The organism is Sorangium aterium, from assembly GCF_028368935.1.
Classification (GTDB): Bacteria; Myxococcota_A; Polyangia; order Polyangiales; family Polyangiaceae; genus Sorangium; species Sorangium atrum.
Map to the genome: position 1 here is coordinate 560,119 of NZ_JAQNDK010000006.1, position 12,392 is coordinate 572,510.

The following is a 12,392-nucleotide window of genomic DNA, read 5'->3' on the forward strand; positions in this document are numbered from 1 at the left end:
TGCCGCGCTACGGCCGCGACAGCGTGCTGACGACGCGCGTGGCGGGGAGGGCGCTGAGGCCGACGCAGCTGACGACCTTGCCGCGCTCCACCACGAAGTTGCTCGTGGAGGGCTCGATCTTCGCGAACTCGACGCTCAGCCGGGCCCCGTCGAAGCTCGCGCGCAGGGGGCGGCCCTCCACCGCGCTGCGGACGTCCTGGCAGGTGCCCCGGGAGCGGGCCGGATCGAAATTGCGCGACTCGGGGGCGATGAACCGGAGCCGGTCCTCGACGGCGAACACCGCGGTCTCTCCGGGGATCTCGCGCAGCGAGAAGCGGGCCTCGCCCTCGGCATAGTCCTGCGGCGCGAACTGCTCCGGGCGGCGGACCCGGAACTCGAGCGACTCGCCGGCAAGGACGGCCTCGAGCTCGCGCCCGTTGCCGACCCACAGCCCGGTCAGGGTCGCGAGCGGCGGCGGCTGCGGCTGCTCCGCGCTCGCCGCCGGGGTGGTGCTGCTCGCGCTGGCCGCCGGGCGCTGCTCCCTCGACGAGACGGCCCGCCGGCGACCGTCCCGCGGCCTGTCGAGCACGCCCAGCCCGAGCAGCGCGGCGGCCCCGCCGAACATCACGAGGGCCCCGGCGCCGATCGCGAGCCACGAGCCGCGCGCGCGCGGCGACCCTGCGGGTCCGCTGGCCAGCGCAGCGCCCGACGGCGACCGCAGCCCGTCGCGGACCTCGTCCACCGTCGTGGCCGCGGGCGGCGGCGGGCGGCTCGACGCGCCGAGCGGCGCCGCAATCGCGGCCGGCGCAGGGTGGGCGATCGCGTCGAGCGCGGCGAGCAGCTCCTCGCAGCTGGCAAAGCGATCCGCCCGCTCCTTGGCGCACGCCTTCTGGAGGAAGGCGTCGAGCGCCGGAGGAACGTCGTGGCGCACGGCGCTGACCAGGGGGAGCGGCACCTCCGCGTGCTGCCGCATGATCTCGATGTCGCTCTCGGCGTCGAACGGCACCTGCCCCACCAGCATCTCGTACAGCACGACGCCCAGCGCGTAGATGTCCACCCGCTTGTCGAGCTCGCGGCGCCCGAGGACCTGCTCCGGCGACATGTAATAGAGCGAGCCGATGATCCCCTTGGTCAGCCCGCGCCCCGCGAGCGCGTCCGCCTCGGCCTTGGCGATGCCGAAGTCGGTGACCTTCGCGACACCGTCCTTGCCGCGGATGAGCACGTTCGCCGGCTTGAGGTCGCGGTGGATCACCCCCTCGCGGTGCGCGGCCGCGATGCCCGAGGCGATCTGCCGGAAGATCGAGAGCGCCTCGGGCAGGGGCATCCGCCGGCGCTCCTCGGCGTACCTGGCGAGCGTCTGCTCGAGGCTCTCGCCGTCGATGTACTGCATGACGAGCCAGAGGTCGTCTCGCTCCGCCACAACCGCCTTGAGGTGGACGACGTTCGGGTGATCGATCTGCGCCAGCGCGCGCCCCTCGGCGAGCGTCCGCGCGCGCACGTCCGGCCGGTGCCCGAGCTCCTGTCGCACCGCCTTCAGCACCACGTGAAGGCCGGTGTGGACGTCCCGAGCGAGGTAGACGACGCCCATGCCGCCCTCGCCGAGCACCCGCTCGACCACGTACTTCTGATCGACGAGCGTCCCCGCCGGCAGGTGGCCGCCCGGCGCGCGCCGCGGCAGCGATCCCGCCATCGGCGCCGAGACGACATGCGGCGCGCGGACGTCCGCCGCCGGCCCGTTTGCGCTGCCGGCCGCGAGGCTGGCCCGGTGCGCCGGATCCTCGGGCAGCAGCGCGCCCAGCAGCGGCTGCCCAGGGACGGTCGTCCGCGGGCCGGGCGCAGGAGGCGCGGAGATCGCCGCGCCGACGCCCGCCTCCTTCGCGGCCAGCGACGCGCCACACGCGACACAGAACCGGGCGGAGCCCGGGTTCTCCGCGTTGCATACGAGGCACCTGGCCATGGCGCGATCAGCTCGATCCGCGGCGCGCCCGGCGAGCAGCGCGCCGTGGACGCTACGTCAGGTCCAGTGGCCCGCGCGGAGGGCCGCGGAGTCGATGGTCTTGATCTTGGGCGCGAGCGCCTCGCGGAAGATGGCCTCGTCGTCGTCGTCGAGGCCGCTCTCTCCGAAGCCGGACGCGACCTCCATCGAGGTAGCGAGGATGCGCAGGAACTGCTGGAAGCTCGACGCACAGAGCTCCGGCTTGAGCGACTCGGTGCCCGTCATACAGGTGAACACGGGGCAGTCCCCCTCGGCGTCGAGCTTCGAGATGTCGAGGAAATAGGGATCTCCCAGCAGGGCACTGCGAGCGATGAGGATCCAGCTCTTGCGCCAGCCCGGGAGGGAGCTGTCGCCGCCGTTCGCTTGCTGCTCGGCCGCGAGCTTCTCGGAGGGAATGAGGCGTACACGCTCGACCGGAGTCACCGTCTCGACGTCGAGCGGGTCGGCCTCCTGCAGGAAAGCGCGGTACCTCGCGGGCACCCGCAGCGTCTTGCGCAGCTCTTCCACCGCCGCTGGAGCCGCCTTTCCGAACCTCGCAGGGATGCCTCTTCGGACAAAGGCATCCTTGAGCGCCGTAACCGACTCGGCAAGGTCGCTATCCACCGAACATCCCTTCCTTTGCAAGTCCACCGGGACAGCCCGCTGGGCGGGCGCCCTCATCGCTTCGAAACCACTCCGCTCCCGGGGAGAGCACCGGCGCGCACCCGGAGGAATACCCCGCGCCGGGCCAGGTAGTGTAACAGAAAAACGATGGTCGACGTTGCGTACGCTGAGAGTCGATTCCGGCCCCCCGAAATCGCCCATCGGTACGGTCCGGGTGTGCACCTGCTCGATGACCCGCTCGCATGGACTCTGCTGGCTCGAGCCTGCTCCCCGGAGACGGTCCAGCCCGACGTCGGGCGTCTCGTCGGGGTTCTCTACCAGAACCTGGCGCGCGCCGTCCTCGCCGCCGAGCTGGGGCGCGCGCGCGTCGACGTCCCGACCCGGATGATCTCGTCCCACCCGGAGGCGGTCTATCGCGGCACCGCGCTTTCGCGCGCGACCAAGGCCGTCACCGTGGGCATCGCGCGCGCCGGGACGATGCCATCCCAGGTCGTCTACGAGCTCTTGAACGAGGTCCTCGACCCCGCGCTGGTGCGGCAGGATCACCTGTTCATGAGCCGGCAGACGAACGAGCAGGGCGAGGTCGTCGGCGCGACCTGGCACGACGCCAAGATCGGCCGCGACGTCGACGGGCGCCACGTGCTCTTCCCCGACCCGATGGGCGCCACCGGCTCGTCCATGGTCAGCGCCATGACGTACTACAAGACCGCGCTCGAGGGGCGGCCGGCCAAGTGCATCGCCATGCACCTCATCGTCACGCCCGAGTACATCCGCCGCGTCACCGAGGCCCACCCGGACGCCATCATCTACGCGCTCCGGCTCGATCGCGGCCTCTCGCCGGCGCGCGTCCTCAAGACCGAGCCAGGCACGCACTGGGACGAGGAGCGCGGCCTGAACGGCATCCAGTACATCGTCCCGGGCGCCGGCGGCGTCGGCGAGATCCTCAACAACGCCTGGCTGTGAGCGCGCGGGCGTCGCCGCGGCGGCGCGACGCCGCGGCAGGCGCGGCCACCTCGCACGCCCGCCGTCAGCGGCCGCGCTTCGAGCGGCGGTTGTGGCCGGCGGCGAGCGCGCGGTAGTCGATCTCCGCGTGCGGCCGGCTCACGGCGGGGCGCAGATCGCTGCAGAGCCGCGTGAGCTCCGCGACCATCGCGCCGAGATCGCTCGCGCCCGCGGCCCTGCGCTGCGCGAGCTCGCCGTAGGCGGCCGCGAGGGACGCGATGCCCCTGCCGGAGACGTGCCCACGGCGCGACAGATCGACGTAGCTCCGCGCGAGCGCGACGCTGTCGAAATTGTGGGCGACGACCAGCGACTGCGCGACGCGGAGCACGGCGTGCGCCGCGATCCGGCCGTCCTCGTGGAGCACGAACGCCGCCTGCAGGTAGTTGTAGAAGGGGACGACGCGGTCGCCGAAGATCCTGAAATCCGAGGGCGAAGACTGGCGGTCGAGGTGGATCAGGATGCGCTCGACGACGGGGCCCTTCTCGACGTAGCTCGCGAACCGGATCGCATCGAGGATGGTGTCGTCGTAGGCGTGCCCGAGCCGCATCACCTCGCCCAGCTCCAGCGGGGTGACCCGGCCCTCGCAGACGTCCGCGTACAGCGAGTAGACGAACGCGTCGGCCTCCGCGTCGTCCCCGAGCAGCACCTCGCGGATCAGCGCGCCGCTCGGATCGCGCTGATCCGAGAGCTCGCAGCGCCGCTGGAGCAGCGCGGGCAGCTTGTAGCCGAGCTGCCCGCGCAGCGCGCGGAAGCGCAGCCGGAGGATGTTCTGCAGGTTGGGCTTCAGCGTGAGCGACGCCCAGCGCGCGCCGTCGAGCCGCAGCTTCTGCTCGATGCGGGAGCGGAGCTGCTCCGGGCTGCCCGACAGGATGTGGGTCTCGACGCCCGCGCGGCCGAGCTCGCGCAAGAGCGACCCCGCGCCCGGCACGGTGCGCTTCTGATCCGGCCGCTCGATCGCGGTCCGCACGAGGTCGCGCAGCGTGTCGAAGTCGGTCCGCAGGTAAGTCTTGTCGAGGTCCCACCGCGCGATGAACGGCGCGCGCGGCGGCGACGCCGCTGCGTTCGCCGGCGATCGGGGCCCTCGCGGTCGTTCCTCGTCGTTCACCGTCTCTCGCTCAGCGCGCCATCCACTCGCGCCGCATCTTGTCGAGCGACTGCACCACGTCGCTGTCGGCGCCCTGCCGGGCGAGGTCCATCGCCTCGCGGAGGTACATCGACGCCTCGCCCGTGCGCTCGCGCTGGTGCGCCACGTGCGCGAGCGCGCCCAGGACGAGCGCGCGATCCGGCCCGCCTGGGCCGGCGAGGTCGAGCGCCTCGCGCAGCACGCCGTCGGCGTCGGTCAGGTCGCCGGCGCGCGCGAGCGCCTCGCCGAGCTTCCGGCTGAAGATCAGGACGGCGCGCACCGGATCGTCGAGCTCGCCCCGGAAGATCTCCCGCCGCGCCAGATCGAGGCCGCGGCGCAGCGCGAGCACGCTGCCGGCGCTGTCCCCGCGCGCGGCGGAGCGGTCCGCCGCCTGCTCGAGGAGCATCAGCGCGACGAACGCGTTCTGCGCGTGGTAGGCGTGGATCGCCTGCACCTCGAGCGGAAGCGCGAGCGGGTCGCCCGCGCTGTCGAACGTCGCCTTGGCGTGGAGATCGCGCCGGACGCCCGCCGGGATCGTCGCGAGCGTCACGTCGCGGAGCAGCGGGTGCGCCGTGCGGATGCCGCTCGAGTGCTCCTCGATCATGCCCGCCGCCGCGAGCTTGCCGAGCAGGTCGTCGAAGGCGCGGATGTCCGGGAGCAGGCGCTGCAGGGTGGCCCGGTCCGCCGCGTCGCCGATGACGGCGAGCGCCTGCAGCGTGCGGCGCGCGTCCTGCGGCAGCCGCTCGATCCGCGCGGCGACGAGGTCGGCCATCCGCGCGGGCGGATCGCTGCCCCCCTCGAGCGTGTAGCGGACCAGCTGGTCGATGTAGAGCGGCGGCACCGTCGCGGCCTCGCCGCCGAGGACGGCCGGCGTCGCCGCGCTCGGCGGCAGAGCCAGCGGGGTTTGATCGGCGGCGCCGTCCGACAGATCGCGCCGCGGCGACAGCCGCAGGCCGCCCACGCTTGGCGGCGTCTTGCGGGCGGCGCGGTGGTCGAGGCCCACGCTGCCGCGGAGGAGCGAGAGCGCGGTGTCCTTCGGGAGGCCGCCGAGCGCCCGCTCGGCGCCGCCCCACTCGGGCTCGAAGCCCGGGGTGTGGCTGGCGACGATGAGCAGCGCCGCGAGCGGCGGCTCCGCGATCACGTCGGCGAACGCGTTCCGGCTCGCGCCGTCGACGGCGTGAAGATCGTCGATCGCGAGCAGGACCCGGTGCGGGAACGCTGTCTGCTGCGCGCGAGAGAGCGCCCAGCGCAGGGCCTCCGCGGCGATGAAGCGGCGATCGTCGGGCGACAGGCCCCCCGCCGTCGGCTTGTTCCACGCGTGCCTGCGCACGTCGCCCCCGCGATCGCCCTTGCCGAAGATCTCGAGCAGCCCGCGCCGCGCCTCCGGCGTCGCGCCGTTCCAGTTCGACGCGTTGCCGCCGTCGGGCGGGAGCTCGGCGAGCCCGGCGATCGCCCAGCGGAGCGCGTAGTAGCCGACCTCCGCGCCCCACGGGTCCGGGCCGGTCTGGATGACGATGTCGCCCCGGCTCGCGGCGACGTCGAGGAACTCGCGGAGGAGCCGGGTCTTGCCGACGCCGTGCTCGCCGACGATGCGCGCGGCGACGACCGAGCCCTCGACGTCGGCGAGGCAGGTGTCGAGCCACGCGAGGTCGTCCTCGCGCGCCGCGAACGGGAGCGGGAGCGTGGGGGCGGAGGGGGCGCGATCGCGCCGGGCGGCCTGGGGCGCCGCGCGCGGCGCAGGGGCGGGCGAGTGCGCCTGCGCGATCCTGGCGCCGCACTCGCCGCAGAACTTCTGGCCGCGCGGCACGATGGCCCGGCACGAGCCGCAGATGACCGTCGCGTCGGCGAACGAGAAGCGCCCCGAGGGCGTGTCGAACGTCCCGAGCGCCGCGCGCAGCGCCGCCGCGAACTCGTCCGCGGACTGGTAGCGCCGCGCCGCGTCCTTCTCGAGCGCCCGCAGCGTGACCTCGACGAGCGGCTCGGGGATCTCACGCTCCGGCGCGAGCAGGGCGGGATCGGGCGGCGGCAAGGAGAGGTGCATCAGCACCACCTGCGTCGGCGATTCCGCCTCGAACGGGAGCCGGCCGGTGAGCAGCTGGAACAGGATGACGCCGCACGCGTACAGGTCGCTCCGCGCGTCGATCGGATCGCCCCGGCCCTGCTCCGGGGCCATGTAGTCCGGGGTCCCGCAGACGATGCCGGGGCTCGTGATGTTCGACGTCGCGACCTCCCCCTTCAGCTTCGCGAGGCCGAAGTCGACGACCTTCACGAAGTCGCCGCCCGAGCGCATCGGCTCGAGCACGATGTTCTCGGGCTTGAGATCGCGGTGGATGATGCCGAGGTGGTGCGCCTCGGCGAGCGCCGCGAGCACCTGGCAGAGGATGTCGACGATGCGGCGGAACGGGAGCGGACCGTCCTCGTAGACGACGCGGGCGAGGTCGCGCCCGCGCAGGAACTCCATGACGAGGTAGAGCTGCCCGCCGTTCTTACCGAAGTCGATGACCCCGACCGAGTTCGGGTGGTTGAGGCGGCTCGCGGCGCGCGCCTCGGTGATGAACCGGACCGACGCGCTCTCGTCGCCGAGCAGGTGGGGATGGATGATCTTGACGGCCACGGTGCGCCCCAGGGCCTTCTGCTCGGCCCTGTACACGCGGCCCATGCCGCCCACCCCGACGAGCTCCAGGATCACGTAGTTGCCCGGGAGCGTCGTCCCGATCAGCGGATCGTCGGACGTCCGGTTGAACTCCGAGATCGGGAAGCCGCACACCGGGCAGAATTTGTGCGCCTGCTCGCACGGATTCGCGCATTGCGGGCAGACCACTGTGGACACGCGCGGGACCTTACCACGTTCGGGATAGCGATTGGAGTCGAGGTCTCCCTCGGCCCGCGGGGGCGCCGTCTGGAGGGGGCGGGGAGGCTCGTCCAGCCGTCTGTTAGGTCCTGGATCCTTCTTGGGGTAACCTCGGGCGCGATGGTTACGCCTCGCCTACGTCTCGGTCAGCTCCTGGTCGACGCGCGGATGATCACCCAGGACGCCCTCGAGAGGACCCTGGAGCAGCAGCGCACGGATGGCCGGCGGCTGGGGACGCTCCTTGTCGAGCAAGGTCTCATCAACGAAACCCAGCTGACGCAGATCCTGTCGCACCAGCTCGCTGTCCCCTGGGTGTCGCTCCTGCACATCGAGTTCTCGCGGCAGCTGCTCAACCTCGTCCCGCACGACGTGGCCGAGCGTTACTGCCTCGTCCCGATCTACGTTCGCCACGTCCGCAACCAGGGCGAGACGCTCTACGTCGCGATGGACGATCCGACGAACGAGGACGGCATGAAGGAGTGCATGGCGTTCTCCGGCCTTCCCGTGCGCGCGATGATCGCTCCGCCGAGCGACATCCGGAACGCGATCCGGGTCTATTACGGTGCGCGCGCCCGCTCGGTGCCGCCGCCCGCGCCCGCGAAGCAAGCCCAGGTGAGCGAGCCGCAGTCGCGGGCGCGCCCCGCCGACCCGCCGCCTTCGTCCGAGCTCTCCGGAGCGCCAGAGACCGCGCGCCACGCCGATGAGCCATCGTCGACGTCGACGCCGATGCCCACGTCGACGCCGGAGCCCTTGCTGCTCACCAGGCCCGTCATGCGATCCGGGTCGCGGCTGGTCGAGGATGCGGGGCCGGCGATCGAGACCTCCGACGTCGACCCCTCCGACGTGGGGGTCATGGATGACGAGCTGGCGTGGGAACCGCCTCGCCCCGCGGCCAGGGAGGTCCGCAGCTCCCCGGAGGAGCGGCAGATCCGCGGCCGCCCGGACGAGCGCTCGCGGCCGACGTTGAAGGTCGCGCCGACGCCCGAGCTGCTCGCGGCGGCGCAGGCAGCGCGAGCCGCGCAGCCAGCACAAGCTGCGCAGACAACGCAGGCGGCGCAGGCGCCGTCCACGCAGGCAGCGCAGCCGGAGCGCCGGAAGACGCTGCGCCCGAGCGCCGCGCCGGGGCCCGCCGGCGACGCGGCGCCGAGCGTGGACGGGGCCCCGACGTCGAGCACGCCGGCCGCTGCCCTCCTCGGCGCCGTGCTCGGACGCGCCAGCGCTGCGGCGCGCGCCGTCCCGGAGAGCGTGCCCGACTACGGCGACGAGCCCCCGAGCGAGCGCGAGGTGCGCAACATCCCCGCGCCGCAAGGCCGCGGTCGCCGGCGGATGGTCTCGCTCACCCTCCTCGACGGGACGACGATCACGCTCCCCGCGCGCGGGAGCAAGTCCCAGCAGCAGCAGCAGCAGCCGCGGAAAGAGGCTCCGTCCCCCCGAGCCACCGCGGCCTCCGAGCCGCCTCCTCCTCCCACGGCGGACGACTCGGGCCTCACCGCGCGCGATCTCGTCTCCGCGCTGCGCGCGGTGTCGCACGGGGCCGACGCGAGCGAGATCCTCGGCAACAACGTGCGCTGGGAGGCGATGTTCGCCGCGCTCCTGTCGCTGATGCTCAAGAAGCACCTCATCGCCGACTGGGAGTTCGTCGACGAGCTGAAGAAGATCTGACGCGAAGCAGGAGCGTCGGTCGCCGCTGCCGGCGCGGCGCGCGCCGCGCCGACGATGCGCGCGGCGCGCTCGCGAACGGCGGCCGTCAGCGCGCCTCCCGCGCCGCTCCGGCGCGGATCAGCGCATCGATATCGCCTTCCGAGAAGCCCGCGTCGCGGAGCACGGCGCGCGTGTGCTCGCCGGCGCGAGGCGCGGGCGCGAACGCGACGCCCGCCGGCGTGACCGGCGTCCTGAGCTGGGGGATCCGGCCGCGCGGCGAGGCGATCTCGAACAGGAGATCGCGCGAGGCGAGGTGGGGATCCGCCGCGGCGCTCCGCGGATCGAGGACCGGCTCGAGGCAGCAGTCGCGCTCGGCGGCGAGGGTTTCCCACTCGGCGCGCGTCCTCTCCGCGACGACGGCGGCCAGCTTGCGCTTGAGCTCGGCCTGGTGCGGCCCGGGGACGAGCGCGCTCGGATCGGGATCGAGCCCGGCGCCCTCGCAGAACGAGACCCAGAACTTCGGCTCCAGCGCGGCGAGGGCCATCGCGTGCCCGTCCTTCGAGAGGTAGGTGTTGTACGGCGCGAGCCCGCCGGTGAGCGGCTCGCCGCCCGCCGCGCGCGACGTTTCCCCGGCCCCTCCTGCGCCGCTCGCGAGCGCGGCGGCCAGCGTGGGGAGGGCGAAGCCGAGCACGCCGTCGGTCATGGCGATGTCGAGCACCGCGCCCTGCCCGGTCCGCTCCCGCTCGCGCAGCGCGGCGAGGATGGCGATCACACACCACATCCCGCCGCTCATGTCGGCCACCTGGAAGCCCGGTACCTGCGGCGGCCCCTCGGCGGGCCCCTGCGCGCCGAGGACCCCCGCGCGCGCGATGTAGTTCAGATCGTGCCCCGCGCGCGCCGCCAGGGCGCCCGTCTGACCGTAGCCGGTCAGCGCGCAGACGATGAGCCGCGGGTTGTCCGCGCGCAGCGCCGCGTGACCGAGGCCGAGCCGATCGAGCACCCCCGGGCGGAACTGGTCGAAGAGCACGTCGTAGCTGGCGACGAGCCGGCGGAAGGCGTCGCGACCCTCGGGCCTCTTCAGGTCGAGCAGGGCGCTTCGCTTGCCGCGGTTCAAGAGCTGGAACGCCGCGGATTCTCCGGCGATCTGCGGGGGGAGCCGGCGCAGGAGGTCTCCGCCGGCGACGTCTTCGATCCTGTCCACCGTCGCCCCGAGATCCGCGAGCACGAGGGTCGCGAAGGGGCCTGGCAAGAGCCTCGAAAGATCGAGGATGCGCGTGTCGGTGAGGGGGCGCACGGCGGCGCAGGTGGGGCTCGCCGGATCTCCGCCGGCGCCCGGATCAGCCCGCGTTGAGCTGGAACAGCTTCGGGAGCTTCATCGCGAGCATCTGGTTGCCCGTGACCTTCAGCTTGCCCGCGAAGAAGAGCTGCATCGAGTTGGCCTGCGGGTTCTCGTGCAGCTTCTGGAAATCCTCGCTGGTGAGCGAGATCGTGACATCCGCGTTGCCAGGGTTGCCCGAGGAGAGCTTGGGCCCGCTGTCGGACAGGTCGATCAGCCACTCGCCGCCGCCCTCGCCCGTCACGTTGATCTGGTACTTCCCGCCGATCTGCTTGGCCGCGTCGGTATGCTTCGCCAGCGCAGCGGGCAGCTCCTCGTTGAACAGTTTCTGGATATCGACGGCCATGGATCGCCTCCGGATGTCGTGTGGGACGTGGTGACTCGAAATCGCCTGAATACCGAGCGCGGTTTACCCGTGCTCGCGCGCGGGAGTCAAGCGAAGCACGACGCCCGCGCACGGGCTCGTCGCTCCGTCAGGACAGCCCTGGCGCGCTGTCCGTCGACCCATCAGGACAACCCTGGCGCTGCGTTCACTCACGGTCGATGCGTCATGCGCGCGCGCGCGGCGCCTGCGCGGCGGGCCGGGGCGCCTTGTCCAGCGCGGATCGGATCGGGACCATCAGCAGGCGATCGATGGCGACGCGCTGATCGGCGGGCGGCGGGCTCTCCGGTATGCCCTGCATCAGCCGAAGGTCGCGGAGCGCGCCGCGATCGAGCGGGCCGAGCGATGCCCCCAGCCCGTCGAGCGCCGGCGTCATCGCGGGGAGCAGGCAGACGAGGGAGAGCTCGTTGGTACCCTGGCGTACCCACGTTCCCTGGTACACCGCGATCGCCTGCCCGAGCGCCTCCTGGAAGACGAACGCGCGCCACTCGAGCGGCGCCGCCAGATCGAAGACGCGGCCCCCGGCGCGGAGCTCCCGGCTGTCGAGGCCGAGGGCGGCGCCGCGCGCGTCGGTCAGGAGGAAGCGATCGAGGCACCCGGGCGAGCGCAGCGTGAGCTCCTCGAGGAGCGCGGCGAGCGCCGCGGGGCTGAGCGAGATCGGCTCGCCGTCCGGGCCGATCGCCTCGAGCCCGACCTCGTCGGAGCCCACGACCGACGCGTGGTCGAGGAGCGCGGCGAAGGTGCGCCGCGAGGGGCCGTCGAAGCCGGCCCCGATGGAGGACATCCCGGCGCTGGAGCTGAGCAGGGCGACGATGCGATCGCGTCGCGGCGTAGCGAGGAGCGTGACGCCGAACCGCTCGCGGATGGTGAGCAGCACGTGCGGCGCAGCGCTGCCCTGGCCTCGAAGGAGCAGCTGATCGCCCTCGAGGCTCAGCCCGCGGCGGCTCACCTGCGGAGGGGGCAGGAGGTGCCGTCGTCCCCGCGCCAGCAGCGTGACCGCCGCCGTCACGAGGGCGACCGGCAACAGCGCACGGAGCATCAGGCCGCGCGCGGTCACCACCAGCACGAGCGCGGCCAGGAAGAGCGGGATCGCCCAGCGCCGCCGGGTGTCCGTGCCCCCCGCCGGCGTCACGGCGGGAGCGGTCGCGTCGAACCACCGGGCTCGTGGGGAAGGCGTCACGGCGGCGTCGCTCACCGGCTCGCCCGCGCGCTGCGTCGCCGACCTGCCTGTCGCAGAGGGAGGCTCGTGGGCTCGGACCTCGATCGACGGGAGCATCGCGACGGACCCAAGCGGGTCCTTCTGGCCCTTCGCCTCGCGTCCCATCGCACCTCCACCCCGGCCGAAAGTTCGCGGTAGAATAGCATTGACCGAGGCCGGAGCGAGGGGACTTTGGGACAACGCGCTGCGTAGGGGGCTGCGCGTTGTCGGCGCGCCGGTCTGTTACTATCGGTTGCGACCTCGTACGACCTGTTACGACC

General features: G+C 73.0%; 9 protein-coding genes. 2 read left to right on the forward strand and 7 right to left on the reverse strand.

Annotated features, from left to right (window positions below):
• Window positions 1–7: 7 nt before the first annotated feature.
• Together POL72_RS46175 and POL72_RS46180 are read right to left on the reverse strand one after the other, a co-directional pair.
• Window positions 8–1,936, reverse strand: a complete 1,929-nt coding sequence (locus POL72_RS46175; RefSeq protein ID WP_272103310.1) for a serine/threonine-protein kinase — start codon at window positions 1,934–1,936, stop codon at window positions 8–10.
• A 57-nt stretch (window positions 1,937–1,993) separates the two neighbouring features.
• Window positions 1,994–2,482 (reverse strand): SMI1/KNR4 family protein, encoded by a 489-nt coding sequence (locus POL72_RS46180; RefSeq protein WP_272103312.1) that lies wholly within the window; start codon window positions 2,480–2,482, stop codon window positions 1,994–1,996.
• A 312-nt stretch (window positions 2,483–2,794) separates the two neighbouring features.
• Here POL72_RS46180 and POL72_RS46185 point away from each other — a divergent pair, with 312 nt between their 5' ends.
• On the forward strand, window positions 2,795–3,541 hold the full coding sequence (locus tag POL72_RS46185) for a uracil phosphoribosyltransferase (RefSeq protein ID WP_308738144.1): 747 nt from the start codon (window positions 2,795–2,797) through the stop codon (window positions 3,539–3,541).
• A gap of 64 nt (window positions 3,542–3,605) precedes the next feature.
• On the opposite strand, the gene POL72_RS46190 is transcribed toward POL72_RS46185, so the two are convergent.
• Window positions 3,606–4,685 carry a hypothetical protein gene (locus POL72_RS46190; RefSeq protein WP_272103315.1) on the reverse strand — a complete coding sequence of 360 codons (1,080 nt, stop codon included), beginning with the start codon at window positions 4,683–4,685 and terminating at the stop codon, window positions 3,606–3,608.
• A gap of 10 nt (window positions 4,686–4,695) precedes the next feature.
• Complete coding sequence (locus tag POL72_RS46195) at window positions 4,696–7,533, reverse strand: protein kinase domain-containing protein (protein WP_272103317.1); 2,838 nt, start codon at window positions 7,531–7,533, stop codon at window positions 4,696–4,698.
• A 141-nt stretch (window positions 7,534–7,674) separates the two neighbouring features.
• Here POL72_RS46195 and POL72_RS46200 point away from each other — a divergent pair, with 141 nt between their 5' ends.
• Complete coding sequence (locus POL72_RS46200) at window positions 7,675–9,216, forward strand: cyclic di-GMP-binding domain-containing protein, MshE-related (RefSeq protein ID WP_506377486.1); 1,542 nt, start codon at window positions 7,675–7,677, stop codon at window positions 9,214–9,216.
• An 85-nt stretch (window positions 9,217–9,301) separates the two neighbouring features.
• Here the strand turns inward: POL72_RS46200 and POL72_RS46205 are convergent, their stop codons facing one another.
• From POL72_RS46205 to POL72_RS46215, 3 genes are all read right to left on the reverse strand, one after another.
• Window positions 9,302–10,489, reverse strand: coding sequence for a CaiB/BaiF CoA transferase family protein (locus tag POL72_RS46205; RefSeq protein WP_272103321.1), 1,188 nt, complete (start codon window positions 10,487–10,489; stop codon window positions 9,302–9,304).
• Between the two features lie 43 nt (window positions 10,490–10,532).
• Entirely contained in the window at window positions 10,533–10,877 is a 345-nt protein-coding gene (locus POL72_RS46210) for an SCP2 sterol-binding domain-containing protein (RefSeq protein ID WP_272103323.1), read from the reverse strand.
• A 202-nt stretch (window positions 10,878–11,079) separates the two neighbouring features.
• Window positions 11,080–12,237 carry an IMP dehydrogenase gene (locus POL72_RS46215; RefSeq protein ID WP_272103325.1) on the reverse strand — a complete coding sequence of 386 codons (1,158 nt, stop codon included), beginning with the start codon at window positions 12,235–12,237 and terminating at the stop codon, window positions 11,080–11,082.
• Between the last annotated feature and the right edge of the window lie 155 nt (window positions 12,238–12,392).